Here is a 23,918-nt window from a genome sequence, read left to right as displayed (position 1 = left end):
TATCGGTGTCACCGCCGCGGCGGGCGTCCGGATTTCCGTACACGGCAGCCAGTTGCGTACGCCAGGCCGTCTACCGCGCTTATTGCCACTGCTGCAGCCCCCAGGCCAACAGCAGATAACGCGCCGTCTTGCCGGCCGCCAGCCAGCCCAGGCAGGGCCACCAGGGCAAGCGCAACCAGCCGGCGGCCAACGGTAGCGCGTCGCCCAGCAACGGCACCCAGCTCAGCAGCAAGGTCGCCGGGCCGAAGCGGGCAAACCAGCGCGCGGTGCGCGGCGGCAACGGTTTGGCTGGCGCCCGCCGCCCCAGCCACAGGCTGGTGGCACTGCCGGCGGTGTTGGCCACGCTGGCCACCAGCAGCGCCGGCCACAGCAGCTGCGGCGTCTGGCTTAGCAAGGTAGCCAGCGCCAGTTCGGAATTGCCCGGCAACACGGTGGCCGACAGGAAGGCCGATGCGGCCAAGCCGGCCAGCCACGCCAGCTCCGTCATTTATACGACAAAGCGGAACGCTTCGCCGGCAGCGGTGCTGACCACCTGCGACAGCGTGGCGCCAAACTCTGCACCGTCGCGGGCGGCCAACCACTGGCCATCGCGCAGCGCAAAGTGGAAGCCCCCGCTCTTGGCGGCGATCCACAGCTCCTGGTTCGGGACGTGACGGTTCACCACGATCTTGGCGCCGTCGTCGAACTCGATCTCCAGTACATTGCCGCTGATCAGGCAGTCGGTATCCAGGCCGGCCTCTTCGAGCGCGTCTTCGATACGACGGAAGATGCGGTCGGTCAGGTCAAGAAAATCACTTTCGGTCATGGGTGGCATCCTGTAACAAGGTTGGCCGCCGCGCGCTTGGGGCTGGCGGGCGGGCCTGATAGACTGCCATTTTGCCATAGCCCCCGGAATCCGTATGCGTCACCTCCTGCTGCTTGCCCTGCTCAGCCTTGCCGTCACTGCCTGCGGCTACAAAGGCCCGCTCTACCTGCCCAAGGCACCGGCACAAAACCACACCAGCCCGGCACCATGAGCGGCATCACCCTGCGTGCGGCCAACCTGGCCGACCCTGCCGACTGCCAGCTGCTGACGCAACTGACCGACGCTTACGCGCGCGACGCCATGGGCGGCGGCGAGGGCTTGTCCGCACAGGCACGCCAGCACCTGCCTGCCGCGCTGGGCCGCCACCCCGGCCTGTTTGCCCTGATCGCCGAACGCGACGGCGAAGCGGTTGGCCACGCGCTGTGCGTACTGGGTTTTTCCAGCTTCTACGCCGCACCGGTATGTAATCTGCACGACCTGTCGGTGCTGCCTGCCGCACGCGGCCTGGGGCTGGGCAAGGCCTTGCTGCAAGCGGTAGAACAAGCAGCCGCGCTGCGCGGCTGCGCCAAGGTGACACTGGAAGTGCGCGCCGACAACCACGTTGGCCGCCAGCTGTACCTGGGCCAGGGTTTTGCCGAATCCGGCCTCGGCGGCACACCATACCAGATGATGGAAAAGCGCTTGCCCACTGCGCAAAAAGCCTGATCTAGCGCAAAAGCTGGCACGATCTGCGACGTTTGGCCGCATTGGCGCGACAATTTGTCGCACTAGCATGACGTCATGCATCGGGATAATCCTCCTTTGTATCAATACCGACACAAAGGAGAACCTTTCATGCGCACTGCACTGCTTCCGCTCGCCACCCTGCCACTGTTGCTGACCGCCTGCCTCGGCGGAGGCGGGGGCGGCGGCGAGACCACCGCGACGACCAGCACCAGCACGACAAACACGAGCAGCCCCACCTCGGTCAGCATCCAGTTTGCCCTGAAATCCGGTAACAACAGTGTTAGCTGCGGCAACGCCATCAGCAGCCTGGGCACGGGTGCGGTCAGCGCCGACCTGAAAGACGCGCGCTTTTACGTACACGACGTCAAGCTGATCACGGCACAGGGCAACGCTGTACCGGTAAAACTGACCCAGGACAACCAGTGGCAATACCTGAATACCGCGCTGCTGGACTTTGAAAACGCCGCCGGCGCCTGCGCCAGCGCCGGCACTGCCGCCACCAATAATCTGGTGCAAGGCACCATCGATAGCGGTAACTACGTCGGCTTGAGCTTCCAGGTTGGCGTGCCGTCCACCGCCACCAATAGTAGTGGCAGCACCGTGGGCATGAACCACCTGCCCACCGCCACGGCACCGGCACCCCTGAACATTGCCGCCATGGCCTGGAGCTGGCAGGTTGGCCGCAAGTTCATGAAGGTGGAAGTCAACCCGGTAGGCGGCGTCGCCCGCCCGACCACCCCGCCCACCACCGCCACCACCTTCAACATTCACCTTGGCTCGACCAACTGCACCGGCGGCGATGCCACCACCGGTCTGGGCGTAAGCTGCAGCAACCCCAATCGCGGAGCGGTGAAGTTTGCTGCCTTCAACCCGTCCAGCCAGCAAGTGGTGCTGGACATCCAGCAGCTACTGGCCGGCAGCAACCTGTCGCAAGACAGTGGCGGCGCCGTCGGCTGCATGAGCGGCAGCACCGACCCGGAATGCCCGGCGGTCTTCGACAAGCTGGATCTGTACCTGACGGCCAACCCGGCTGGCAGCGGTAACCAAGGCCAGCCCAAGGCGGACGGCAGCAACGTGCCGGCCTTCCGTGTAGAAAGCAAATGATGCGAGCACTGCTGATCTCCCTGGCCAGCAGTGCGCTGCTGGCCGGCTGTCTGGGCGGCGGCGGTGCCGGCGGCACCACCGTCATCGACCCGTCGCGCAGCAGCAGCGGCTGGCAGTGGAACCTGCCGGCCGACGTACCCACCCCGGTCGTGCCCGCTGACAACCCGATGAGCGAAGCCAAGTTCCAGCTTGGCCGCCAGCTGTTCTACGACAAGCGCCTGTCCGGCAACGGTACCCAGAGTTGCGCCAGCTGCCACCATCAGGACAAGGCCTTTACCGATGGTCTGGCCGTCTCGCCCGGCAGCACCGGCGAGCTGACACACCGCAACGCGCAGCACTTGGCCAACAGCGCCTGGCACAGCACCTACACCTGGGCCAACCCCTCGCTCACTACGCTGGAGCGGCAGATGGAAGTACCGCTGTTTGGCACCGACCCGGTGGAAATGGGCATCGACGACAGCAACAAGGGCGCAGTTCTGGCGCGCATCAAGGCCGACGCCGGCTACCGCCAGCGCTTTGCCGAGGTATTCGGCAGCAGCGGTGACGTGATCACCTTTGGCAACATCATCAAGGCGATTGCCACCTTCCAGCGCGGGCTGGTGAGTTTCGACAGCAAATACGACCGCTATCTGAAGAAACAGGCCGTGCTCAGCGCCGAAGAGCTGCGTGGCATGCAGCTGTTCATGGGCGAAACCGCCGAGTGCTTCCACTGCCACGGCAGCTTCAACTTCAACGACCAGACCAACCACCTGGGCAGCCCGACCGTCAACCGCGCCTTCCACAACACCGGCCTGTACAACATTGACGGCAAGGGTGGCTTTCCCTTCCCCAACCGCGGCCTGTTCGAGTTCACCAGCCTGCCGGCCGACATGGGCGCCTTCCGCGCCTCCAGCCTGCGCAATATCGCCAAAACGGCGCCCTACATGCACGACGGCAGCATCGCCACGCTGGAAGAGGTGCTGGATTTCTACGCTGCCGGTGGCCGCAACATCACCAGCGGGCCGCACGCAGGTGACGGCCGGCTGAACCCGTACAAGAGCGACCTGATCGCGCGCATCAACCTGAGCGCCCAGGACAAACAGGACATCATTGCCTTTCTGAAGACCCTTACCGATGACACACTTCTCAGCAACCCGCGCTTTAGCAATCCTTTCCCTGCTGGCCAGTAGCACTGGCAGCTGGGCACACGACGGCGTGGCGCACGATGACGACGAGGGCAGCGCCGTAGCGGCACAACAGCTATCGCTCAACCTGGATCTGCGCCAGGGGCGCGGCAGCCAGCGCGCGCCGGCCGCCCTCAACCAGATCGACCACCCGGCCGCCGCCAGCCTGCGCGAGCTCAACGCCGACCGCAGCACGCTGGACTGGCATGCCCGCTGGGACGCGCAGCTGCAATCGCACTGGGCGGTCAGCTACGACCGCGAGCGCGAACAGCTGGCCAACGACCAGGCCTGGCTGCGCTGGGCCGCCATCCCAGGCCAGCTTGCGCTGCAAGCCGGCCGCTTCAGCCCGGCCCAAGCGCTGGCCGCCGACGAATGGGGGCGCAGCAGCCTGCGTGACACCCTGCTCACCGGCGGCCACGACCACTGGCACGACAGCGGGCTGGCACTGCAACTGCAGCAACCGGGCCGCCGCCTGACGCTGTCGGCCCTGCGCGGTGAAAGCAACCCCGGCACCCGCCGCCCGGGCGCACAAGCCGGGCTGTGGTTGCTGGCGCTGGAGCAGGACCTCGGCCCGCTGCAGCTAGGCCTGACCGCCGCCGACACCCCGCGCGTGACACGCCAGAATGCGCTGGCCGGCGATGGCCACAGCCATAGCCACGGTGGCGCCAGCGGCTGCCAGAGCACGCTGGCCTGCCTGAACGGCGACGGCCAGTGGCTGGAGCTGGCCGCCCGCGGCCAACTGTACGGTGTCACGCTACGCGGTGCCGTCGGCAGCCGGCGCGAGCAGGGCACGCTGGCCAGCCCCACCGGCCGGGTGAACTATGATGGCCGCAGCGACTGGCTGGGGCTGGACGCAAGCTACGCCTTGCCGTGGGGCCTGGACGCTGCGCTGCGCTACGAGCGCCTGCGCCTGCGCCATACCGTAAGCGGCAACAACGCGGCGATCCTGGCCAGCGAAGCCGGCATAAGCAACAGCCGCCACCAGCCGGAAGTACTGGGCGCGCGCCTGCGTTGGCAAGCGGCCAAAGACGGGCAGCTAGCGCTGGAATGGCAGGAAGACCAGACCGACCCGCGTTCGCGCGAACGCTGGCTGCTGCGCTGGCAGCAAAAGCTGGACTTGCTGTAGCGCCGTGGCACGTCAACGCCTGCTGGCCACACCAGCAGGCGCTGTCTTTGCAAACCGCCAGGCGGCGGCTTACCGCCTACGTTGGCCGCAAAAAAACCAAGCCGCCCGATGGGCGGCTTGCTTGTGCATACTGGCTAATTGAGCGTGGCCAACTGCAAACGGTTGCGACCGTGGCGCTTGGCCTGGTACAGCGCCAGGTCGGCCTGCCGCAGCGCCTGCTCCCACGGCTGAGGCGCCGGGCACCACTGGATACCGAAGCTGGCAGTCACGTGCAACAGCGGGTGGACCTCGTGCCAGCTGTAATCCAGGATCGCCAGCCGCAGCCGTTCGCAGCACGCCAGCGCGCTTTCCAGCGACTGCTCCATCAGCAACAGCACGAATTCTTCGCCGCCAAAGCGTACGGTCAGGTCGCTGCTGCGGGTGCGCAGCGCGATGATTTGCGCCACTTTCTTCAGCACTTCATCGCCCACAGCGTGGCCGAAACGGTCGTTGATGGATTTGAAATGATCCAGGTCCAGCACCACCACCGCCAGGCCGACGTGCGGGTGATGCCCCAGCGCCGCCAGCCGGGACGGCCCTTCGCGGTCCAGGCAGCGGCGGTTGCCCACGCCGGTTAGCGGGTCGATCAGCACCGCTTGTTCCAGCTCGCTGACGCGGGCCTCGGTCACGATTTTTTCGGCTTCCAGCTGCGCGGTTCGCAGGCGTTCGCGCTCGGCCTGCAAGCGTTCCCGCTCGGCCGCCAGCTGCGCGCTGGTGATCTCCAGTTCCTTGCGGATGGCCCAGCCCTGGGTACTGCTGCGCTGGATGTTTTGTTCCTGTTCGCTGCGGCGCAGCGCTTCCAGCTGGCCCAGCGCCAGCTCGAACTGGCCGCTGCGCTTGTACAGCTGGTACAGCTGCTCCTGCGCGAACTGGCGCATTTCGAACTCGATCATGCTGCCTGGCAACGACAACATCTGCTGCAACGCGGCCACGGCCTCGTCCAGGCGGCCGGTGCGCTGCAGCAGCGACGCCTCGATCAGGTCGGCATTGCGCTGCAGGGAGTGAAAGTCGCTGCCGGCCAGCGCCGCGCGCAGCGTGGCCAGGGCACGGGCGCCTTGCTCGTATTCCCCCAGATCAACATAGGCTTCGGCCAGGTTGGTGTGCAGCATCGCCCACTGGTGGCGGTTATCGTGATGCGCCACGCTGTCCCAGGCCTCGCCGTAGTAGCGCAGTGCCTGGTGCAACATCACGTGTGCCTCGGCCTGGCGTTCCAGTTGCAGCAGCTTGCGACCCTCGCTGCTGTACAGCGTGCCCAGATTGTTCAGCGCGGCAAACAGCGCGTGGCCGTAGTCGCCGGCACGCGCCTGTTCGGCGGCTTGCTGCAGCAACTGCACGCCTTGCTCCATGTCGGCGAGCGCACCGTAGGTACATACGCCGGCACGGTTCAGCGCCATGACCGCCAGTTCCGGGTCACCGCTGGTGCGGGCCGCGGCCAACGCTTCCAGCGCGTACTTCAACCCGTCCTGCATCAGGCCCATTTCGTTGCAGGCAATGGCCACCACGCACAGCACGTCGGCCCGTTCGGCGGCCTGGCGGGCAAAATCCAGCGTGGCCGCCACCTCCAGCCCGCTGCGCACCGCATCGGCAAAATGTCCCATACGGAACTGGTGGTGTGCCAGCAGGGCCATGGCTTGCTGCCATTGCACCCGATGCTGCGGCAGGTCGCACAGCAACAGGGCTTCCTCGGCGGCCGTCACCCCGATCTGGTGCTGGCCGTTATCGCGGCACTGGCGCGAACGGCGTAAGGCCAGGCTGATCTTGCGCTTGAGCGCCTGAGCCTGGCTGGAGCTTGCAAATTCAGTCATGCCTGATCGTTTCAATGAATGTCACTGCGGCAGCACTGCCACGCGTGCCGGCCCGGTATCGCTGCGCAGTGCCGGGCCGATGCCCGCAGCGCAAGCGCAAGCGCAAGCGCAAATCATACCCACCGCACCGGCTTGCGGTGGAAAAGCAAAAACCACGCCGACGAATGTTGGCCGCAGGCTTGCCGCGCTGTTGCCGTTTTGCCACTGCAACATCGATAAACCAAGCCTACTGACAGAATGCTGTCAGTAGCAGGCTCGCACACTGGCGCTACCCCAACAAGGAGACCTGCCATGCGCCACTTCATTCACTGGTTCGAACTGCCCGCTACCGACTTCGACCGCGCCGTGCGTTTCTATCAACACGTGTTCCACGTGGAACTGAAAGTCGAAGACTTCATGGCCGACCGCATTGCCGTCTTTCCCGATAGCAGCGGTTGCATCATGGCCAGCCCGCGGCTGCAACCGGCAGCCCAAGGCTGCAACCGGCAGCCCAAGGCTGCCGCATCTATCTTGATGGTAGCCCCGATATCGATACGGTGCTGTCCCGCGTCACGGCGGCCGGTGGCCAGGTGCTGCTGCCGGCGATGGCCTTGCCGGACGGCAACGGCTGTATCGGGCTGTTTGCCGACAGCGAAGGCAATGTCGTCGGCCTGCATACCGAACCCTGAAGCGAGGCCGCCCATGCCCACCACCACCCCTCCGGTTCAGCACTGGCTGGACCAGCTGCAACACGCGCAACCGGCGCAATACGCGCTGGTCAGCGCGCTACTGCGCCAGATTCTGGCGCTGGCGCCCGACATCAGCGAGCAGGTCAAATACGGCGGCCTGCTGTTTGGCCACCCGCAACCGTTCTGCGGGCTGTTTGCCTACCACCAGCATGTATCGCTGGAATTCGGCCAGGGCGCACGGCTGGAAGATGCCGCCGGCCTGCTGCAAGGCAGCGGCAAACAGCGCCGCCACCTCAAGCTGCAACAGCTGGCCGACCTCGATACGCTAGCCGTGCCAGCCTACCTGCAGGCGGCGTACCGCCTGCCACCGGCATGAGCCGCCAAGGCGCGCTCTTCGGCGCTGCACCGCCGCGTTACTGGATAGGCGTCGCCTGCGCCGAACACGTTGGCCGCGGGCGGGCCGGCGGCTTTGCCCAGCTATGCCACGGCAAGCAGGTGCCGCTGGCGCGCATGCAGCCCGGTGACGGCGTGGTGTACTACTCGCCGGTACACACGCTGCAAGGCCGCGAACCGTGCCAGCAGTTTACCGCGCTGGGTACCGTGGCCGACGGCGCCCCTTACCGCGTCGACATGGGCGGCGGCTTCCAGCCGTGGCGGTGCGATATCGTCTGGCAGCCCGCACAGCCCGCCGCTATCCGGCCGCTGCTGCACCAACTGGCCTGCATTCCCGACCCGGCGCGCTGGGGCTACCCGTTCCGCTATGGCCACCTGGAAATCAGCGCCGATGATTTTGCCTTGATCGCCACCGCGATGGGCGTCACACTGCCGGCCAACACGGTGACATAAGAGGTCAGCATGACGTTTCCCGCCGAAGAACACGCCGCCATGCTGGCGCTGAAAGGCGTTGGCCCCACCGTCATCCGCCGCCTGACGCAGCTGGGCTACCGCTCGCTGGCGCAACTGGCGGATGCCGAGGCCGACGCCCTGTGTCGCCAGATCGCTGCGCTGGTGGGCAGCAGCTGCTGGCAAAACAGCCCGCAGGCCCGCGCCAGCATCGCCGCCATCATTACGCTGGCACAACAACATGCGCCGCGCTGACCGCCTGATGCAGATCCTGCTGCTGCTGCGCGGGCGCCGCCGTACCACCGCCGCGCAGTTGGCCGAATGGCTGGAAGTGTCGCCGCGTACCGTGTACCGCGACATGGCCGACCTGCTGGCCAGCGGCGCGCCGGTTAACGGTGAAGCCGGCGAAGGTTACTGGCTGGAAGCCGGCTTCACGCCGCCACCGCTCAGTTTCAGCGCCGATGAGCTGGCCGCGCTGGAAGTGGGCGCCCGCATGCTGGCCAGCTGGGCCGACGCCGACACCGCCGCTGCCGCCGCCAGCGCCGTGGGCAAGATTCACGCGGTGCTGGGCAGCGCCGGCCTGACACCGGCACCGCTGTTCGTGCCGCCTGGCGGCCATTACCCGCTGCACACCTTGCCGGCGTTGCGCACCGCTTGCCAGCAACGGCACTGCCTGCTGCTGCACTATCAGGACGAGGCCGGTAACGCCACCCAGCGCGAGGTGGCACCGCTGGGGCTGTTTTTCTGGGGCGACCGCTGGACGTTGGCCGCCTGGTGCCTGCTGCGCCACGACTACCGCCACTTCCGTATCGACCGCATCGTCAGCCTTGCCGACAGCCCCGCCGCCTGGCCGGATACCGCCTCGCTGGACGCCTTCCTGCAACACAGCGACGCCGGCGACCGCGCCCGCGAGCGGCTGTACCGGCAAACCCACCAACCCTGGCACCGCTAGCCGCCGTTACCGCAGCGCCAACGCACGCGGCCAACACCAAGGCAAGCGACGGAGAAACACCATGGAAGCAAGACTGAGCTTTGTCACCCTGGGCGTGGCCGACCTGGCCCGCGCCACCGCCTTTTACCGCGACGTGCTGCAGCTGCCGCAGGTACCGATGCCGGACGGGGCCGGCGTGGCCTTTTTCGAGCTGGGCAAAACCTGGCTATCGCTGTACCCGCGCGCCGAGCTGGCCGCCGACGCCACCGTGGCCGACAGCCCGCCGGCGGCGTTTCCGGGCTTTACGCTGGCGCACAATGTGCGTGAAAAGCATCAGGTAGACGACGTACTGGCCGAGTTGGCCGCACGCGGCGCCAGCATCGTGAAGCCGGCGCAAGATGTGTTCTGGGGTGGCCGCAGCGGTTATTTCCGCGACCCGGACGGCTTTTTATGGGAAGTGGCGTGGAACCCGGGGTTTCCGCACGCCTGAGCGGGCGGCGGGTAGCGCGCGGCCAAGCACTGCGAGGGCAACAACCGGGCGCCGCCTCGGTGCCTTGCTGCGCAACAGGCAGGCTGCTGCCGTTCAGCGGCCCAGCTCGTCGCGCACTTCGGTCGGCACCGCCGGCTCTACCCCCTGCACCGTGGCCAGGCATACCTGATTGCGGCCCCCTTCCTTGGCGCGGTACAGCGCCTGGTCGGCGGCACCCAGCAAGGCCCGCAGCCGCTGCTTGCCGCTGGACTGCCCGTCCACATACAGCTCGGCCACCCCGGCACTGAGAGTGACCGGCCGCCCCGGCAGCAGGCTGAACTCCCGCCGCGGCAGCAACTGCAGCAGGCGCTGCGCCAAGCCGGCGGCACCGTCGGCACGCGTTGCCGGTAGCAACAGCACAAACTCCTCGCCACCGAAACGGCAGTACAGGTCGCCTTCGCGCGCCTCGGCCGCCAGCAGCTCGCCGATACCCCGCAGCACCTGGTCGCCGGCCAGATGGCCGAAGCGGTCGTTGATCTGCTTGAAGTGGTCGGCGTCCAGAATGATCAGGCTGCACCAGCGCCCGGTTTCCGCCAGCAAGGTGTCGGCACGCGGCCAGAAATGGTGGCGGTTGGGCAGGCCGGTGAGCATATCGGTATTGGCCTGCTGCTCGGCTTCCTGCAAGCGCGCGCTGCGGCGCTCCACCTCGCGCGCCAGGCTGTTGCTGGTTTCGCGGTAGTACTCGCGCTCACGCTCGGCCTGATGCAGGCGGAACATCAGCTCCACGTGCTTCATGCGCGCCTCGAACTGCTGCGTGAACGCCCGCTCGCGGCCCTGATGGAAGCGCTGGAAGTGCTCGAACGCCAGCTGGTAATCGCCCAGCGCCTGGTAACACATCGCCGCCTCGTAATCGCACTCGTGCAGCGCGCTGCGCATGTCGTGCAGCGACAGCAACGCCAGCGCCTGCATCAGCTTGCCCAGCGCCGCCTCGCAGCGGCCGTGCTGCCGGTACAAGGCACCGGCGCGGTACAGCGCGTCGGCTTCCTGCCGCAAGCGGCCGTGTTCGCGCGCCAGCGCCTGCACCTTGTCCAGCAGGTGCAGCGCCTCGGGCAGGTTGCCCAGGCCCGCCTCGCTGCTGGCGTAGCTGAGGTACAGCTCGCACAGCGATTCGTAGCCCTTGGTATCGGTGGCACTGAACAGGAACAGCGCCTCGCCCAAGAGCTGGCGGGCGTCGGCAAAGCGGCCCTGCTGCATATAAGCCCGCGCCAGGCTGTCCAGCGCCATCGCCAGCGTATGGTTGTGGCCGTGCTGGCGCGCCAGTGCCACGCAACGCTCGATGAACGGCGCCGCCTTGTCCGGCATCTTGATCTGCACGTAGGCATAGCCGAGGTTGTTCAGCAGGCGGGTGTACCAGTCGGTGGACTGCGCGTGCTCGATATGCGGCAAGGCCTGCAGGTACAGCATCAAGGCGTCGGTGTACAGGCCTTCGTGGATGTAGACGTTGCCGATCAGCGTGTCCTGCACGGCAATGTTGAACTCGTCGCCCAGCTCGCCAAACAGCTGACGGGCATTCAGCGCGTCTTCCAGCGCCTGCGCCAGTAAACCGCGCGAACTGTAGATACGGCCGCGAATCTGCAAGGCCTGCGCCAGCAAGGCCGGCTGGCCTTCGGCTTTGGCCACCGCCAGCTCGGCGTAGGCCTGGGCCTGCATCAGGTCGGGGATGCGGAGTTGGTTGGCCTGGGCAATCAGGGCCTCGGTAGACAGCAGGGGGTCGATCATCGAACAGACTAAAGGGCGACGGACAAGGGCTGACAGTCTACGCCCAGTCACCGCAATGACATAGTACTGCGATAGATTGCCGGCCAAGGTGCGCCTGCGGGCAATCGCCGTGCAACAGTATGATTCGTGACACCGACCCGTCACAAATCACACAACACTACAGCCAGCGCGCCGGCAGTCACACAATGCGTCACACAAATGTGCCCGCCCCGCGTCAGAATTCGATGGTGACTTTCTTGGCGCCCAGCAGCTTGGCGCGGGTGATCAGCTGTTCCAGCGTGGCGTCGGCCAGCAGGATGCCGGGCGCCAGTACCGGCTCGCTGCGCGTTGCGGCAGCCGGGTTGGCCGCCACCGGGGGCGCCGGGTTGGCCGCCACGGGCCGCGGCGACGGCGAGGCGGGGGCACGCGCGCCCGCCTGCTGCTGCAGCTCGGCCAACACCTTGCACAGGCGCTCGTAGGCATCGCGGCTGGGTTTGATGTTGCTGCTGTCTTGCGCTTCGTAACGCTGGATCGCCGCCGTGGACAAGCCCACCTGTGCTGCCAGCGCGGTGCGCGACAACTGCAACTGCTTGCGCAATGCCTTCAGCGCCGGGGCAAATTCGGCACTTTCAAAGTCGGGCAGAACGGTCATGGCGGGCTCCGGTGACGGGGAAAGCGTGCAATCATACACGCAAGTATGTATTAATACAAACAATACATACAATCGTCAGCAGTGTGTGTATGCGCCGCACAACACACCCATACATTCACACACGTCAATCCGGCTGCAATACCTTGTTGCAGCTGACGATTTCTGAAAGCCAGCCGTTAACATCACACAAAACACACTTCAATCATACAATTAATACTACTCGCCACATCTTGTGTATTAATTCGCAATGCTCAATTTAATACAACCAACACAATCACACCTGCTTGCTGCGCCAGCGCTTGCCATTGTGTGACCGCCGGCACAGGCAGGCCGGCACAGCAAATTCCCCATCAGCTGTGGCGGTGTGGCGGTGTGGCGGTGTGGCGGTGTGGCGGTGTGGCGGTGTGGCGCAGCCAGTGTACGGCCGGCATCGCAGCTAGCAAGCCTTGGCACGACGGGCAATCGATACGTGACAAATCGTGACGCCGCCGCGCGGCCAACCTTTGCGTGACAGATACGTGACTGCAAGGTTGGCCGCAGGCGTAAAAAAGCCCACCGGATGGTGGGCTGGGTGTTCGGTGATCGCCAGTGGCGGGCTTAGCCCTCGCCGCGCAGCAAGGCCAGCAGCGCTTCGGCGTCCAGCTTGGCGCTGATGTCGCCGCCGGACAGCAGGCTGTCGGCCAGGTCGCGCTTGGCGTGGTGCAGGGCGACGATCTGTTCCTCGATGGTGTGCTCGGCTACCAGGCGGTAGATGGTGACCGGTCGTTGCTGGCCCATGCGGTAGGCACGGTCGCTGGCCTGGTCTTCCACTGCCGGGTTCCACCACGGGTCGAGGTGGATCACGTAGTCGGCCGCGGTCAGGTTGAGGCCGGTACCGCCGGCTTTCAGGCTGATCAGGAAAATGTCGCCTTCACCCTTCTGGAACGCATCCACCCGAGCCTTGCGCTCGCGCGCCGGCGTGGTGCCATCCAGGTACTGGTAGCGTACGCCGCGTTCGTCCAGGTGCTGGCGCACGATGGCCAGGTGGTCGACAAACTGGCTGAACACCAGTGCCTTGTGGCCGTTTTCCAGCAGCTCGTCGGCGATGTCGGCAAACGCGGCCAACTTGCTGCCGGACAGCGTGGAATCGGGCAACGCCAGTTTGGGGTGGCAGCAGAAGCGGCGCAGGCGGGTGATTTCGGCCAACACCTGCATCTGCTTGCCGTCCTCGCCTTGCAGCTCGTCCAGCTTTTCCACTGCCTGCTGGCGCATGGCTTCGTACAGGTGCAGCTCGTCGGCCGACAGCGGTACCTTGCGCGTGATCTCGGTACGCGGCGGCAGCTCATCCAGCACCTGGCTCTTGGTCCGGCGCAGGATGAAGGGCTGGATCAGCTGCTTCAGCGCGCGGCGGGCGTTCTTGTCACCGCGCTCGATCGGGGTGGCAAAGCGCTGCGCAAAGCGTTCCTGGCTGCCCAGCAGGCCCGGGTTCACAAAGCGGAACAGGTTCCACAGCTCGCCCAGGTGGTTTTCTACCGGTGTACCGGAGGCGGCCAGGCGGAAGCCGGCCTGCAGGCTCATCACCGCCTGCGACCGTTTGGTGCCGGCGTTCTTGATGGCCTGCGCCTCGTCCAGCACCACGGTCTGCCATGGTACGCTGGCAAAGTCGTCGGCGTCCTGCTGCAGCAGGCCGTAGCTGACGATCACCAGGTCCATCGGCTCCAGCCCCAGTAGCGTGCGCTGCTGCTGGTAGGCGCGTACTTTCAGCGTCGGTGCAAAGCGGGCGGCCTCGGCGATCCAGTTCAGCGCCACCGAGGTTGGGGCTACTACCAGTTGCGGGCCGTGCGGTGCGCGGTCAAGCAGCATGGCCAGCGTTTGTACCGTCTTGCCCAGGCCCATGTCGTCGGCCAGGCAGGCGCCTACACCCCAGCGCGCCAGACGCGACATCCAGGCAAAGCCTTCCTGCTGGTAGTCGCGCAGCGTGGCCTGCAGCGTGGACGGCACCTGCGGCTGGTAGTCACGCAGGCTTTCCAGCGTGGCCAGCTGTTGCTGCCAGCCGTCGTCGGCGTCGAATTCGCCCACTTCACCGGCCAACTCGGCCAGCAGCGGGGCGTTCAGTGCCGACAGGTAAACCCCGTCCTTGCCGGCGTGGTCGGCCAGCAGCGCCAGCTCGTCCAGCCGCTTTTTCATCACGTCGGTCAGTGCCAGCCAGTCGTCGTCGCCCAGCTGCAGAAAACGGCCGGGCTGGTTCTGCACCAGCGCCAGCAGCTCTTTCAACTGCAACACGCGGCCGTCGTCCAGCGTCAGCTGGCCGCTCAACACGAACCAGTCGCCCTGTTGCTTCAGGCCCATCGCCAGCTGCGGCAGGCCGCGACGGCCCTTGATGCGCATGCGTTCGCCTTCCGGCCACACGCAAGCCAGCAGGCTGGCGTCCAGCGCCTGCAGTTCGGACAGCACTTGCAGCGCGGCTTGCGGGTCCGGCAGCTGCCATTCCTGGCCGTCACTTTCGGCGGCGGCCAGGCCGGGGCAGGCGTCCAGCACTTTTTGCAGCGCGGCTTTTTCGGCTTTCAGGCGGCGCTGGGTTTGCACCGTGCGGCCGTCCAGCTCGCCGACGATGGTTTCCAGGCCCTGGCCGGGGCGGCTCCAGCTGCCACCGGGCAGCGGCCGCACCAGCAGCTGCAAACGCAGCCCCTGCGCCAGTGGCAGCAGGTGGGCGTACAGCGTGCCGTCGGCCGGCACCGCGTCGACGTTGGCGGCCAACTCGGGCAGGTCGGAATGGATGGGCACCAGCGGTGCGATGCTGGTGACGGCTTCCACCAGCTGCGCCTTGGCGGCTACCGGCACGGTGAGCTCGCGCCCCAGAATGGCGGCGATCTGGCGGATTTCGCGGCTGACGCTGTACACCAGCAGCCGCGTCGGGGTGTCTTTTTCCCACACCACTTCGCTGTCGGCGGTGATCTTGGCCGGCGACAGGCGCAGGCGGATCTGGGCGTCGCTTTCCTGCAGTTGCAGCGCCACGCTGCCGGCCACCACGTCGATGTGCACGTCGGGGGCATCGCCCCAGAACACGGCCGGGTGGCCCACCAGACAGGGCAGGGCTTTTTCGGCGTCCAGCTCCCAGGCGCTGCTGGTGGCGTAGTGGTGCTGGTCGTGGTGGGTACGGATGTAGCGCAGCAGCTGGCGGTCGGCTTCCTGCAGGTAATCGAAGCTTTCCGGCTCGTCCAGCAAGCGGCGCAGCGCCACGGCGCGGCCCTTGCTCCATTGCTTCTTGGCGCCCAGTTTCTGTTCGCGCGGCTCCAGCAGCGCGCCGTGCGGGGCCAGCGTGAGCAGCCACGCCAGCCGGGTTTGCTTGCTATCCACGGTTGCCTTGTTCTCGGTTGATTTGCCGGCACCCAGCAGCTTCAGCGCGTTCAGCGCGTGCTGCCAGGCTTCCTGGCGGCGCCAGGCCTGCACCAATGGCTGCAGGCCGCGTTCGGCGTGCCAGCCCGGGCGGCTGCGGCGCACGCCGAACTGGTACTCCAGCAGCGCGGCCCACTCTTCGGCTACCCAGTCGTAGCCTTCTTCCAGCATCAGGTCGCGCTGGGCGGCCAAGGCCTGCTGCCACGCCGGGGTGCGCGCGCTGCGCGCGTCCAGCCAGTAGGCGGCCAAGGCCACCAGCAGGCCGTCCACACCGCTGAGGGCGCTGGCGTCCGGCAGTTGCAGGTTGGCATTCAGGGCGCCGCCTTCCAGCAGCACCAGCAGGTGTTGCAGCACGTAGTAGCCGTGGCCGAAACGCTGGCGGATGCCGCTGGCGATGGCTTGCTTCAGCTGCGCCTGGCGCGCTTTGTCCTGGCTGCCGATCAGCGCCAGGCAATGAAAAGCGGTGAGCGGAGCCGGCAGGTCTACCGTGCGCTTGCCGGTCTGGCTGCGCAGGTCGGCCAGCCAGGTATCAAGCATCGACAGCGCCTCGGCAAAGCGGCCTTGCAGTACCGGCAGGTAGCACAGGCGGGCCACCGGCAGGCCGTCGCCTTCGGCGCCGGGCTGGCGGATCTGCTCGAAGTCGGCGCGCCACAGGCTTTGCAGCAACAGCTGGGCGGTGAGGTCTTCCCAGTCGCGGTAGCCGTCGTCCAGCCGCGACAGCGCGTAGTGGTAGCCTTCGGCAAAGTGGTCCAGCCGCCAGTTGGCGTCCGGCAGGTAGTCTTGCAGCAGCAGCACCTGGATGTCGTCGTCGAGGCGGTCGAACAGCTGGCGGCCGGCGGCGTTGGCGAACAGGCGCTTGAACGGCGGCTGCGGCGTGGCGCCACCGGCCTGCATCAGCTGCTGGTACTGCGCCAGCCACTGCTGGGTGGGTTCGGCCTTGCCCTGCAGGATGGCCAGCCACAGCCGCAGCTGGATGGCGGTGGCAGTAGGCACGTCCCACTGGTTGCGCGGCAACGGCAGGTGTTCGCACAACAGCTCGGCCCAAGCCGACAGCTCGGCCTGCTCGTCCATCAGTTGCAGCAGCACGGCGTTGCGCGCCGCCGGCGCGATGCGGTAGGGCAGGCCGGCGGTGCGCAGGATGGCGCCGCGGTGTTCCAGGTCGCCCAGGATTACGCCCAATTTGTCGCCGTTGACGGCTTTGCCGTGCTCGTCGCGAATCAGGTTCAGCTGCAGCAGGGCCAGCAGCGCGGCTTTGGATTCGCCGGCCGGCAACAGCGCCAGCGCATGCAGCACGGCCATGGTGTGGGCGGGCAGGGTGTCCAGCGTGAAATCGGTGGAAAGCGCAGTCATAAGGCCTGTAAAACATGGCCACCGGCAAGCGGCTGCCGGACGGCAATTATCCCAACCAAACCACAAAGCGGCGACAAGATGCGGCCAACCCTGCAGCTTGGACAAACCCGTAATACTACGTGAAGCGGGCGCCGGCTGCCACGCACACACGCTGGCAATAGACGCAAAAACGCCGCCGGCATGACGCGGGCGGCGCGGAGCGGTACAGCCGGCAGGCTTAGATGCGGGCCAGCGCGCGACCGGCGGCGGCGATGGTGTCTTCTACCAGCGCGTCGGTGTGGGCAATGGAGATGAAGCCGGCTTCGTACGCGGACGGCGCCAGGTACACGCCTTCGTCCAGCATGGCGTGGAAGAAGGCCTTGAAGCGCGGGATGTCGCACTGCGTGGCTTCGGCATAGCTGGTGGGCACGCGGTCGCTGAAGTAGAAGCCGAACATGCCGCCCACACTGTCGGTGGTCATCGGCACGCCGGCAGCACGGGCGGCATCGGCCAGGCCGGCCGCCAGGCGGGCGCTGCGTTGGCCCAGGGTGTCGAAGAAGCCCGGCTGCTGGATCAGGCGCAGCGTGGTAAGGCCGGCGGCCACCGACAGCGGGTTACCGGACAGCGTACCGGCCTGGTACACATTACCCAGCGGCGCGATCTTGGCCATGATGTCGGCACGGCCGCCAAACGCGGCCAGCGGCATGCCGCCGCCAATCACTTTGCCCATGGTGGTGAGGTCGGGGGTAATACCGTGCAGGCCTTGCGCGCACTGCAGGCCAACGCGGAAACCGGTCATCACCTCGTCGTAGATCAGCACCGCGCCGTGCTGCTCGGTCAGGCTGCGCAGCGCCTGCACAAACTCGGCCGACGGCTTGATCAGGTTCATGTTGCCGGCGATCGGCTCCAGGATCACGCAAGCAATCTTGTCGCCCAGCTCCTTGAAGGTGTCGGCCAGCTGCTGCACGTCGTTGTACTGCAGCACCAGCGTGTGCTGGGTGAAATCGGCCGGTACACCGCCGGACGACGGGTTGCCGAAGGTAAGCAGGCCGGAGCCGGCTTTCACCAGCAGGCTGTCGGAATGGCCGTGGTAGCAGCCTTCGAACTTCACGATCAGGTCACGGCCGGTAAAGCCGCGCGCCAGGCGGATGGCGCTCATGGTGGCTTCGGTACCGGAGCTCACCAGGCGCACCTGTTCTACCGACGGCAGCAGCTTGCAGATTTCTTCGGCGATCTCGATCTCGCCTTCGGTCGGGGCACCGAAAGACAGGCCGCCCACCGCGGCATCCTGCACCGCCTTCACCACCTCGGGATGGGCGTGGCCCAGGATGGCCGGGCCCCAGCTGCCCACGTAGTCCAGGTACTGCTTGTCGTCGGCGTCCCAGAAGTAGGCGCCTTCCGCGCGCTTCACGAAGCGCGGTGTACCGCCTACCTGACCAAAGGCACGTACCGGCGAGTTCACGCCACCGGGGATCACCTGCTTGCCACGTTCAAACAGCTCGAGATTGCGGGACATCGTATTCCTTTCTGGCGGCGTCGCACGCCGCACGGGCTAATGGGGTATCGGGCGGCGCAGGGCCGCCGTGCTGCATCCTGTCGGTCAGGATACGGTCAGTTACCGGGGCAGGCGTTGACCTGTATCCATTCGCGGCGCCCTGTGGCGGGCGTCTTTGTCAGGGCAGGATTGTCCGGCAAATCGGCGCGCAAGGCCACCGGCGGGCGCTAACACTGCGTTCACGCGGCCAGGGGGAACGTCATCAATCGTTGGCCGCAAGGCAGCTTGCTGCCTTGCGGCTTTGCAACCCAAGGGGGAGGAGCGAGGCTTGCCTAACCCGCCGCCGGCAGCAAGGCCAGCAGTGGCGCCAGCTCGGCAGCCGAGGTTGGCCGCACCACGCGGCCCAGCTCTACACCGCCGTGCAGCAGGATCAACGTCGGCCACAGTTTGACGCGAAAGCTACGCCCCAAGCGGCGGCCAGCGCCGTCTTCCACCTTCACGTGCTGCCATGGCGGCGCCTGCTGCAGCAGCTGTTCGATGGCCGGCTGCGCTGCCTGGCAATGTGGGCACCAGCCGGCGCCAAACTCCAGCAAAACAGGGCCGGGCAGGGCGTCCAGCGTGGCGCGGTCGGGCGCGTCGGGGGAATAGGTGGCGAGATAGGGCATGGCGGGGCTCCGGCAAAAGGGACTGCCGACAAGGTAGCGCAGCCGATGACCCAGCGCCAAGCGTAGCCGCACGGCGCAAGCCCGCGCGTATCAGCCGTTGATCAGGTAATACACCCTTTGTTGGCGCGGGCTGACCAGCAGCAGGCCGATGCGGCCGTAGGCGTAGTAACTGCCCGGTTCGCGCAACGCCGCGGTGGCCTGTTGCGCCACGGCGGGGTCGATATCGATACAAAAACCGTAGCGGCAAATGTAGTCGGTCAGCACCAGCTGGCGTTGGCCTGCCGGCGCGCCCCAGCGTTGATCCAGCGCCACTGGCGTCGCCTGCCACTGGTCGTAATCGCCACGCCAGTCGCGGGCGGCCTGGTCGGGGTTGGGCAGCATGGTGTCAAAAAACGCCTGGCCACGGCGCACGATATCGGCCGCTACCGCCGGTGGCAGCAGGTACACGCGAATACCCGCCTCGTTGCCGCCGGGGCCGATGCCCCAGCTTTCTTCCAGCCGGTAAGCGATGCGCTCTACCTGTAGCGCCGCCGGTACCACCTGCAGCGCCCAGGCTTGCTCGGTGTGGTGGTACCAGGCCGCCGGCCCGCCCAGCAGAAGCAGCATCAGCACGGCAACCCCCCAGCGTGGCAGGTGACGCCAGGCCAGCAACAACAAGGCGAGCAGCGCCACGGGCAGCGCCAGCAAGATCAAGGCAATCAGATAGAACATGGCGCAGGCCAGGTTGGCCGCAAGGCGGCGGGGGCTTATTTCTGCAGCATCAGCCACAGCCCCGTCAAGCTCAGCCCGGCGCCGGCCAGCCGCGGCCACGACTGCGTCTCGCGGAATAGCCAGTAACCCAGCGGCAACAGCAGTACGGTGCTGAGCACGGTGCTGCTGAGGCCGGCCACGCCCATGCTCCAGCCGGCACGGTAGGCCAGCAAAAAACCCAACTCGATGCCGAGAATGCCCAGCGCCACGCCGGCGCTACTCCAGTCCACCGCCGCCAGCTGGCGGCTGCCCGGCACCCAGGGCAGGGCGGCCAGACACACCAGCATGGCCAGGCCGTAGCTGATGGCCAGCGACAGGAAAGGGTTGACCCCGGCAGGCACCTGCTTGATCGATAGGTGATAAACAATGGAGCCGGCAACCGCCAGCAACAAGGCAGCCAGATACATGGTGCACTCCGCAAACATGGACAATGGCCCATGCTAGCGACTGGCCGGCGCTATAGGTAGACTGCCATTTCCGAGCACGATCATAAGCAAGGCTTATAACCATGGACCTCGATACCAGCCTGCTGCGCAGCTTTGTCAGCATCGTCAACCACGGCAGCATCAACCGTGCCGCGCAACAGCTGAACAAGACGCAACCGGCGCTGAGCCTGCAACTGCGCAAGCTGGAACAACAGCTAGGCAACACCCTGCTACAGCGCAGCACGCGCGGCGTGGTGCTGACACCCGCCGGCGAGCGGCTGCTGCCCCATGCCCGCCGCCTGCTGGCGCTGACCGACGGCATTACCGGCCACTACGCCAGCGCCGACGCCGACAGCGCACCGCTGCGCATCGGCCTGCTGGAAGACCTGGCCGGCAGCTGCCTGCCGCAGGTGCTGGCCGATTTCGCCGCCCATCAGCCCGGCCTGCGGCTGTCGGTGCAGCTAGGGCTGAGCAAGGGCTTGTTCCCGGCGCTGGCGCAGGGCGAGCTGGACATCATGGTGTGTACCCCACTGCCGCAGCAGCCGGCAGCGGTGGTGGCCGACGAAACCCACGGCTGCCCGCTGTACTGGTACGCCGACCGCTACTTCACGCTGCCGGACGGCCCTTTGCCGCTGGTGCTGTTTGCGCCGCCGTGCAGCTGGCGCGACCGCATGCTGGCGGCGCTGGAGCAAGCCGGCCAGCCGTGGCGCATCGTATTCGAAAGCGCCAGCCTGCCGGCGGTGCAGGCGGCAGTGCGCGCCGGTCTTGGCGTGGCCGGCCTGCTGCCGGACACCGCACCGTCAGACAGCGTGGTATGCCGCCACCCGCGCCTGCCGCCATTGGGCACCGTGCCGCTGGCGGTGTACCGGCCACCCGGCAGCCAGCACCCGCAAGCGCGCGCGCTGGCCGCGTTGTTTGGCCGGGCGCTGGCCGCCATTGGCCAGCCTGTGCCCGCAAGGCAGGCATGAAAATGGCCGCCAACCCACAGGGGTGGCGGCCATTGCTGGAAACGGCCCACAGGCGGGGCGGCCAACCTGCCGTACCGCTTACCAGCGGCTGAATGGGTTTTTCGACAGGTAGGCGTTGGTGAAGCGGCCGTCGAAGGTGACTTCTTCGCCCAGCCACGCCGGCTTATCGAACGGCGTATCTTCCGACGTCAGCTCGATCTCGGCCAGCACCAGGCCGGCGTTTTCGCCGAAGAACTCGTCCACTTCCCACACAAAACCGCCCAGTTCGATGCGGTAGCGCAGCTTGTCCACCACCATCGGGCACATGGCGTCCATGATGGTTTGCGCCTCGGCTACCGGAATGGTGTATTCGAACTCGTGGCGGCTGATGTCGCTGATCTGGCCTTTCAGCGTCAGCCAGGCTTGGTCGCCCACCACCCGCACGCGCACGGTGCGCTCTTTTTCTACCGACAGGTAACCCTGCCGGTAGCGCACGCCTTCGGCCAGGCCACGCCAGGCGTCACCGTTGACGCGGAAGCGGCGTTCAATTTCCACTGCCATGGGATTCCTCTTTCTTGATGGGGCGGGCCGGGGCTTTCAGGCGCCAGTCGGCCTCGCGGTAAGGGTAGACATCCTGCGGCCAACGCGCGTCCAGCCGGTACACATACCAGGGCTGGCCCGGCTGCAGGCGGCCGCCTTTCAGCGCATCGCTATAGTCGCTGCGCGCAGCAATCACGCTGCAGTAGGCCTTGGTGCCGGGGTAGTGGCCATCGCTGGCACGCTGCAGGCCGGGGGGCACCTGGCCGGGCAGCAGTTTGCCGGGCAGGGCAGCGGTGGTGGCGGCCGGGGCGTCGCCCCAGTCGCTGCCGGACAACACGAACACACCGTCGGTACAGTCGTCGCGCTGGCAGCCGGCCAGCAAGGCCACCAGCAGGGCGGGGAGCAGCAGTTTCATCAGAACGGTTTCACGATCACAAGGATGAGCACGGCCAGCAGCACCAGCACCGGCAGCTCGTTGAAGAAGCGGAACCACACGTGGCTGCGCGCGTTCTGCCGCGCCACGAAATCGCGCTGCAGCTTGAAACAGTAGCCGTGGTAGGCGATCAGGCCAGCCACCAGCGTGAGCTTGGCGTGCAGCCAACCGCCGCTTACGCCGTAACCCAGCCACAGTACCAGGCCCAGCACCATGGCCAGCACGCCCAGCGGCGTCATGAAACGCAGCAGCTTGTGCGACATCAGCAGCAGGCGGTCGTACTCGGCGCCGGGCGTGGCCATGGCCAGGTTCACAAACAGACGCGGCAGGTAGAACAGGCCGGCAAACCACGACACAACAAAAAACAGGTGAAACGCCTTGATATACAGGTAGGCCATGGTCACAGTCCGTACGCGGTGCGTACTTTCTTGGGGAGTTTGGAGAGCACCAGCCGGTGCGATGCGGCCAGGCCGGCCTGCAGCTCGGCCAGGGTCAGCGCCTCGGTGCTGGCGACGCTGATCCAGTGCGCCCGCGCCAGGTACGGCGCCGGCCGCACGCCGGGCAGGCCGGACAGCGCCAGAAAGTCAGCGTCCGCCACCTTGTAGGCCAGCGCGTCGGCCACAAAGGTAGCAAACATCTTGCCTTCCACCTTCAGCACCGTCACGCCGTCCCACAGCAGCTCGCTGCCGGCGCCGGGTAGCGCCAGCGCGGCAGCGTGCAGTTGGTCCAGCTGGGCGGGGGTAAGTTTCACGTGAAACGCGGCCTTAGCGCTTGGCGGCCTGGTACAGCGGCATCACCTTGGGGATCAACCGTTGCAGCTCGCCAATGCGCGCCTCGCCGGACGGGTGGGTCGACAAAAAGCCCGGCCCGCTGCCGCCACCGGCTTTCATCATCTTCTGCCACAGCGATACCGACGCCTGCGGGTTGTAACCGGCACGCGCCATCAGCTCCAGGCCGATGGTGTCGGCTTCGGTTTCCATCACCCGGCTGTGCGGCTTGGACAGCGCCACGTCGGTGGCCAGTGCGGCCAACTGCATCGAGCTTTGCGACAGCCCGGCTAGCTGGCCCACGATGTTGAGACCGGCCTGCTTGGCGTACTCCTCGCTCATGCCTTCACGGCTGTGCTCGCGCAAGGCGTGGGCGATTTCGTGGCCGATCACCGTGGCCAGCTCGTCGTCGGTGGCTTTCAGTTTATCGATGAGCCCGGTGTACACCATGATCTTGCCGCCCGCCATGCAGTAGGCGTTCAGTTCGTCCACGCTGGCTACGTTCACTTCCCACTGCCATTTCATCGCGTCCAGACGGAAAGCACCCACCTGGCGGATCAGGCGGTCGGAAATGGCACGCACGCGGCGGGTGGTGGCCGGGTCGGCGTTCAGCGCGCCGGCTTTCTTGGCCTTGGCCAGTTCCTGGCTGTAGGCCAGGGCAGACTGCTGATCCACCTCTTGCGAGGACAGCAGCACGAACTGCTTGCGCTTGACCCCCACCTCGCCGCTGGAGGTGGTGTTGACACAGCCTGCCAGCGCGGCGCCCAGCACCAGCGCGGCGGAGATACGGATAGCCAGCTTGTTCATGTCGCGTAAGCCTTTCTGCTTGCCGATGGCTAGAACGCCATCATTTCAAAGTCGTCCTTGCGGGCGTCACAATCGGGGCAGGTCCAGTTCATCGGCACGTCTTCCCACTTGGTGCCCGGGGGGATGCCGTCTTCGGGGCGACCGGCCGCTTCGTCGTAGATAAAGCCGCAGATCAGACACATCCAGGTTTGCATAGCATTTGCCTTTGAAAGAGTAATATGAAGTCATGGGGCCGCGTTACAATCGCGGCGCGGCACGCCACCTTGCCCCCTATTGTAAACAAAAGAGGTCCTGCC

General features: G+C 66.5%; 28 protein-coding genes. 12 read left to right on the top strand and 16 right to left on the bottom strand.

Annotated features, from left to right (window positions below):
• Nucleotides 1-79: 79 nt before the first annotated feature.
• Together FLQ03_RS13525 and cyaY are read right to left on the bottom strand one after the other, a co-directional pair.
• Nucleotides 80-487: a YqaA family protein gene (locus tag FLQ03_RS13525; RefSeq protein ID WP_144370703.1), complete on the bottom strand. Its 408-nt coding sequence runs from the start codon at nt 485-487 to the stop codon at nt 80-82.
• Complete coding sequence (gene cyaY, locus FLQ03_RS13520) at nt 488-805, bottom strand: iron donor protein CyaY (RefSeq protein ID WP_144370702.1); 318 nt, start codon at nt 803-805, stop codon at nt 488-490.
• Nucleotides 806-899: 94 nt separating this feature from the next.
• Here cyaY and lptM point away from each other — a divergent pair, with 94 nt between their 5' ends.
• The 5 genes from lptM to FLQ03_RS13495 all read left to right on the top strand — a co-directional run bounded on the left by lptM (nt 900) and on the right by FLQ03_RS13495 (nt 4,924).
• Nucleotides 900-1,016 carry an LPS translocon maturation chaperone LptM gene (lptM, locus tag FLQ03_RS13515; protein ID WP_144370701.1) on the top strand — a complete coding sequence of 39 codons (117 nt, stop codon included), beginning with the start codon at nt 900-902 and terminating at the stop codon, nt 1,014-1,016.
• The gene (locus FLQ03_RS13510) at nt 1,013-1,510 is read left to right on the top strand and encodes a GNAT family N-acetyltransferase (protein ID WP_144370700.1); all 498 of its coding nucleotides are present in this window, start codon (nt 1,013-1,015) and stop codon (nt 1,508-1,510) included. The genes lptM and FLQ03_RS13510 overlap by 4 nt, the downstream gene beginning before the upstream one ends.
• Before the next feature lie 129 nt (nt 1,511-1,639).
• Nucleotides 1,640-2,635 carry an MbnP family copper-binding protein gene (locus FLQ03_RS13505; protein ID WP_144370699.1) on the top strand — a complete coding sequence of 332 codons (996 nt, stop codon included), beginning with the start codon at nt 1,640-1,642 and terminating at the stop codon, nt 2,633-2,635.
• Nucleotides 2,632-3,804, top strand: coding sequence for a methanobactin export MATE transporter MbnM (locus FLQ03_RS13500; protein ID WP_144370698.1), 1,173 nt, complete (start codon nt 2,632-2,634; stop codon nt 3,802-3,804). The genes FLQ03_RS13505 and FLQ03_RS13500 overlap by 4 nt, the downstream gene beginning before the upstream one ends.
• Nucleotides 3,749-4,924 carry a hypothetical protein gene (locus tag FLQ03_RS13495; protein ID WP_170252419.1) on the top strand — a complete coding sequence of 392 codons (1,176 nt, stop codon included), beginning with the start codon at nt 3,749-3,751 and terminating at the stop codon, nt 4,922-4,924. The genes FLQ03_RS13500 and FLQ03_RS13495 overlap by 56 nt, the downstream gene beginning before the upstream one ends.
• Nucleotides 4,925-5,058: 134 nt before the next feature.
• Here the strand turns inward: FLQ03_RS13495 and FLQ03_RS13490 are convergent, their stop codons facing one another.
• A complete protein-coding gene (locus FLQ03_RS13490; protein WP_144370696.1) occupies nt 5,059-6,768 on the bottom strand; it encodes a GGDEF domain-containing protein in 1,710 nt (569 codons plus the stop codon).
• A 536-nt stretch (nt 6,769-7,304) separates the two neighbouring features.
• On the opposite strand from FLQ03_RS13490, the gene FLQ03_RS19605 reads away from it, so the two are divergent.
• From FLQ03_RS19605 to FLQ03_RS13465, 6 genes are all read left to right on the top strand, one after another.
• Nucleotides 7,305-7,436, top strand: a complete 132-nt coding sequence (locus FLQ03_RS19605; RefSeq protein ID WP_276607775.1) for a VOC family protein — start codon at nt 7,305-7,307, stop codon at nt 7,434-7,436.
• 13 nt (nt 7,437-7,449) lie between these two features.
• Complete coding sequence (locus tag FLQ03_RS13485; RefSeq protein ID WP_144370695.1) at nt 7,450-7,812, top strand: DUF1801 domain-containing protein; 363 nt, start codon at nt 7,450-7,452, stop codon at nt 7,810-7,812.
• A complete protein-coding gene (locus FLQ03_RS13480; protein ID WP_144370694.1) occupies nt 7,809-8,282 on the top strand; it encodes an EVE domain-containing protein in 474 nt (157 codons plus the stop codon). The genes FLQ03_RS13485 and FLQ03_RS13480 overlap by 4 nt, the downstream gene beginning before the upstream one ends.
• Nucleotides 8,283-8,291: 9 nt before the next feature.
• On the top strand, nt 8,292-8,534 hold the full coding sequence (locus FLQ03_RS13475) for a helix-hairpin-helix domain-containing protein (protein ID WP_144370693.1): 243 nt from the start codon (nt 8,292-8,294) through the stop codon (nt 8,532-8,534).
• On the top strand, nt 8,521-9,231 hold the full coding sequence (locus tag FLQ03_RS13470; protein ID WP_144370692.1) for a helix-turn-helix transcriptional regulator: 711 nt from the start codon (nt 8,521-8,523) through the stop codon (nt 9,229-9,231). The genes FLQ03_RS13475 and FLQ03_RS13470 overlap by 14 nt, the downstream gene beginning before the upstream one ends.
• A gap of 61 nt (nt 9,232-9,292) precedes the next feature.
• The gene (locus FLQ03_RS13465) at nt 9,293-9,700 is read left to right on the top strand and encodes a VOC family protein (RefSeq protein ID WP_144370691.1); all 408 of its coding nucleotides are present in this window, start codon (nt 9,293-9,295) and stop codon (nt 9,698-9,700) included.
• Nucleotides 9,701-9,793: 93 nt separating this feature from the next.
• Here FLQ03_RS13465 and FLQ03_RS13460 read toward each other — a convergent pair whose 3' ends face one another.
• The 7 genes from FLQ03_RS13460 to FLQ03_RS13430 form a co-directional block, all read right to left on the bottom strand.
• Nucleotides 9,794-11,458 (bottom strand): GGDEF domain-containing protein, encoded by a 1,665-nt coding sequence (locus tag FLQ03_RS13460; RefSeq protein ID WP_144370690.1) that lies wholly within the window; start codon nt 11,456-11,458, stop codon nt 9,794-9,796.
• Nucleotides 11,459-11,672: 214 nt separating this feature from the next.
• A complete protein-coding gene (locus tag FLQ03_RS13455) occupies nt 11,673-12,089 on the bottom strand; it encodes a helix-turn-helix domain-containing protein (RefSeq protein ID WP_144370689.1) in 417 nt (138 codons plus the stop codon).
• Between the two features lie 597 nt (nt 12,090-12,686).
• A complete protein-coding gene (locus FLQ03_RS13450; RefSeq protein ID WP_144370688.1) occupies nt 12,687-16,814 on the bottom strand; it encodes a DEAD/DEAH box helicase in 4,128 nt (1,375 codons plus the stop codon).
• Nucleotides 16,815-17,031: 217 nt separating this feature from the next.
• Nucleotides 17,032-18,309 (bottom strand): glutamate-1-semialdehyde 2,1-aminomutase, encoded by a 1,278-nt coding sequence (gene hemL, locus FLQ03_RS13445; RefSeq protein ID WP_144370687.1) that lies wholly within the window; start codon nt 18,307-18,309, stop codon nt 17,032-17,034.
• 311 nt (nt 18,310-18,620) lie between these two features.
• Nucleotides 18,621-18,953: a thioredoxin family protein gene (locus FLQ03_RS13440; protein ID WP_144370686.1), complete on the bottom strand. Its 333-nt coding sequence runs from the start codon at nt 18,951-18,953 to the stop codon at nt 18,621-18,623.
• Nucleotides 18,954-19,043: 90 nt separating this feature from the next.
• Nucleotides 19,044-19,664, bottom strand: coding sequence for a hypothetical protein (locus tag FLQ03_RS13435; protein ID WP_144370685.1), 621 nt, complete (start codon nt 19,662-19,664; stop codon nt 19,044-19,046).
• 35 nt (nt 19,665-19,699) lie between these two features.
• Nucleotides 19,700-20,110, bottom strand: a complete 411-nt coding sequence (locus FLQ03_RS13430; RefSeq protein ID WP_144370684.1) for an EamA family transporter — start codon at nt 20,108-20,110, stop codon at nt 19,700-19,702.
• A 101-nt stretch (nt 20,111-20,211) separates the two neighbouring features.
• On the opposite strand from FLQ03_RS13430, the gene FLQ03_RS13425 reads away from it, so the two are divergent.
• On the top strand, nt 20,212-21,096 hold the full coding sequence (locus FLQ03_RS13425; protein WP_144370683.1) for a LysR family transcriptional regulator: 885 nt from the start codon (nt 20,212-20,214) through the stop codon (nt 21,094-21,096).
• A 78-nt stretch (nt 21,097-21,174) separates the two neighbouring features.
• Here the strand turns inward: FLQ03_RS13425 and FLQ03_RS13420 are convergent, their stop codons facing one another.
• From FLQ03_RS13420 to FLQ03_RS13395, 6 genes are read right to left on the bottom strand one after another with little or no spacing between them, the layout of a single operon-like run.
• A complete protein-coding gene (locus tag FLQ03_RS13420) occupies nt 21,175-21,636 on the bottom strand; it encodes a CYTH domain-containing protein (RefSeq protein ID WP_144370682.1) in 462 nt (153 codons plus the stop codon).
• Complete coding sequence (locus FLQ03_RS13415; RefSeq protein ID WP_144370681.1) at nt 21,620-22,030, bottom strand: DVU_2496 family lipoprotein; 411 nt, start codon at nt 22,028-22,030, stop codon at nt 21,620-21,622. The genes FLQ03_RS13420 and FLQ03_RS13415 overlap by 17 nt, the downstream gene beginning before the upstream one ends.
• Nucleotides 22,030-22,446: a CopD family protein gene (locus FLQ03_RS13410; RefSeq protein ID WP_144370680.1), complete on the bottom strand. Its 417-nt coding sequence runs from the start codon at nt 22,444-22,446 to the stop codon at nt 22,030-22,032. The genes FLQ03_RS13415 and FLQ03_RS13410 overlap by 1 nt, the downstream gene beginning before the upstream one ends.
• Before the next feature lie 2 nt (nt 22,447-22,448).
• Nucleotides 22,449-22,799: an MmcQ/YjbR family DNA-binding protein gene (locus FLQ03_RS13405; RefSeq protein WP_144370679.1), complete on the bottom strand. Its 351-nt coding sequence runs from the start codon at nt 22,797-22,799 to the stop codon at nt 22,449-22,451.
• A gap of 13 nt (nt 22,800-22,812) precedes the next feature.
• Nucleotides 22,813-23,622: a M48 family metallopeptidase gene (locus FLQ03_RS13400; RefSeq protein ID WP_144370678.1), complete on the bottom strand. Its 810-nt coding sequence runs from the start codon at nt 23,620-23,622 to the stop codon at nt 22,813-22,815.
• A gap of 29 nt (nt 23,623-23,651) precedes the next feature.
• On the bottom strand, nt 23,652-23,816 hold the full coding sequence (locus tag FLQ03_RS13395; protein ID WP_047968505.1) for a rubredoxin: 165 nt from the start codon (nt 23,814-23,816) through the stop codon (nt 23,652-23,654).
• Between the last annotated feature and the right edge of the window lie 102 nt (nt 23,817-23,918).

This window comes from Vogesella urethralis, from assembly GCF_007644045.2.
Lineage (GTDB): Bacteria > Pseudomonadota > Gammaproteobacteria > Burkholderiales > Chromobacteriaceae > Vogesella > Vogesella urethralis.
The sequence above is the reverse complement of the archived record's forward strand: the minus strand, read 5'-3'. Positions and strand labels throughout refer to the sequence as shown.

What these genes read in the sequence shown, in the direction of transcription:
- FLQ03_RS13450 (WP_144370688.1), bottom strand. Translation starts at nt 16,814, where the DNA reads ATGACTGCGCTTTCCACCGATTTCACGCTGGACACCCTGCCCGCCCAC.
- FLQ03_RS13440 (WP_144370686.1), bottom strand. Translation starts at nt 18,953, where the DNA reads ATGCCCTATCTCGCCACCTATTCCCCCGACGCGCCCGACCGCGCCACG.
- FLQ03_RS13475 (WP_144370693.1), top strand. Translation starts at nt 8,292, where the DNA reads ATGACGTTTCCCGCCGAAGAACACGCCGCCATGCTGGCGCTGAAAGGC.
- FLQ03_RS13525 (WP_144370703.1), bottom strand. Translation starts at nt 487, where the DNA reads ATGACGGAGCTGGCGTGGCTGGCCGGCTTGGCCGCATCGGCCTTCCTG.
- cyaY (WP_144370702.1), bottom strand. Translation starts at nt 805, where the DNA reads ATGACCGAAAGTGATTTTCTTGACCTGACCGACCGCATCTTCCGTCGT.
- FLQ03_RS13505 (WP_144370699.1), top strand. Translation starts at nt 1,640, where the DNA reads ATGCGCACTGCACTGCTTCCGCTCGCCACCCTGCCACTGTTGCTGACC.
- FLQ03_RS13465 (WP_144370691.1), top strand. Translation starts at nt 9,293, where the DNA reads ATGGAAGCAAGACTGAGCTTTGTCACCCTGGGCGTGGCCGACCTGGCC.
- FLQ03_RS13435 (WP_144370685.1), bottom strand. Translation starts at nt 19,664, where the DNA reads ATGTTCTATCTGATTGCCTTGATCTTGCTGGCGCTGCCCGTGGCGCTG.
- FLQ03_RS13495 (WP_170252419.1), top strand. Translation starts at nt 3,749, where the DNA reads ATGACACACTTCTCAGCAACCCGCGCTTTAGCAATCCTTTCCCTGCTG.
- FLQ03_RS13420 (WP_144370682.1), bottom strand. Translation starts at nt 21,636, where the DNA reads ATGGCAGTGGAAATTGAACGCCGCTTCCGCGTCAACGGTGACGCCTGG.
- FLQ03_RS13415 (WP_144370681.1), bottom strand. Translation starts at nt 22,030, where the DNA reads ATGAAACTGCTGCTCCCCGCCCTGCTGGTGGCCTTGCTGGCCGGCTGC.
- FLQ03_RS13470 (WP_144370692.1), top strand. Translation starts at nt 8,521, where the DNA reads ATGCGCCGCGCTGACCGCCTGATGCAGATCCTGCTGCTGCTGCGCGGG.
- FLQ03_RS13455 (WP_144370689.1), bottom strand. Translation starts at nt 12,089, where the DNA reads ATGACCGTTCTGCCCGACTTTGAAAGTGCCGAATTTGCCCCGGCGCTG.
- FLQ03_RS13460 (WP_144370690.1), bottom strand. Translation starts at nt 11,458, where the DNA reads ATGATCGACCCCCTGCTGTCTACCGAGGCCCTGATTGCCCAGGCCAAC.
- FLQ03_RS13500 (WP_144370698.1), top strand. Translation starts at nt 2,632, where the DNA reads ATGATGCGAGCACTGCTGATCTCCCTGGCCAGCAGTGCGCTGCTGGCC.
- FLQ03_RS13430 (WP_144370684.1), bottom strand. Translation starts at nt 20,110, where the DNA reads ATGTATCTGGCTGCCTTGTTGCTGGCGGTTGCCGGCTCCATTGTTTAT.
- hemL (WP_144370687.1), bottom strand. Translation starts at nt 18,309, where the DNA reads ATGTCCCGCAATCTCGAGCTGTTTGAACGTGGCAAGCAGGTGATCCCC.
- FLQ03_RS13400 (WP_144370678.1), bottom strand. Translation starts at nt 23,622, where the DNA reads ATGAACAAGCTGGCTATCCGTATCTCCGCCGCGCTGGTGCTGGGCGCC.
- FLQ03_RS13395 (WP_047968505.1), bottom strand. Translation starts at nt 23,816, where the DNA reads ATGCAAACCTGGATGTGTCTGATCTGCGGCTTTATCTACGACGAAGCG.
- FLQ03_RS13485 (WP_144370695.1), top strand. Translation starts at nt 7,450, where the DNA reads ATGCCCACCACCACCCCTCCGGTTCAGCACTGGCTGGACCAGCTGCAA.
- FLQ03_RS13410 (WP_144370680.1), bottom strand. Translation starts at nt 22,446, where the DNA reads ATGGCCTACCTGTATATCAAGGCGTTTCACCTGTTTTTTGTTGTGTCG.
- FLQ03_RS13425 (WP_144370683.1), top strand. Translation starts at nt 20,212, where the DNA reads ATGGACCTCGATACCAGCCTGCTGCGCAGCTTTGTCAGCATCGTCAAC.
- lptM (WP_144370701.1), top strand. Translation starts at nt 900, where the DNA reads ATGCGTCACCTCCTGCTGCTTGCCCTGCTCAGCCTTGCCGTCACTGCC.
- FLQ03_RS13510 (WP_144370700.1), top strand. Translation starts at nt 1,013, where the DNA reads ATGAGCGGCATCACCCTGCGTGCGGCCAACCTGGCCGACCCTGCCGAC.
- FLQ03_RS13490 (WP_144370696.1), bottom strand. Translation starts at nt 6,768, where the DNA reads ATGACTGAATTTGCAAGCTCCAGCCAGGCTCAGGCGCTCAAGCGCAAG.
- FLQ03_RS13480 (WP_144370694.1), top strand. Translation starts at nt 7,809, where the DNA reads ATGAGCCGCCAAGGCGCGCTCTTCGGCGCTGCACCGCCGCGTTACTGG.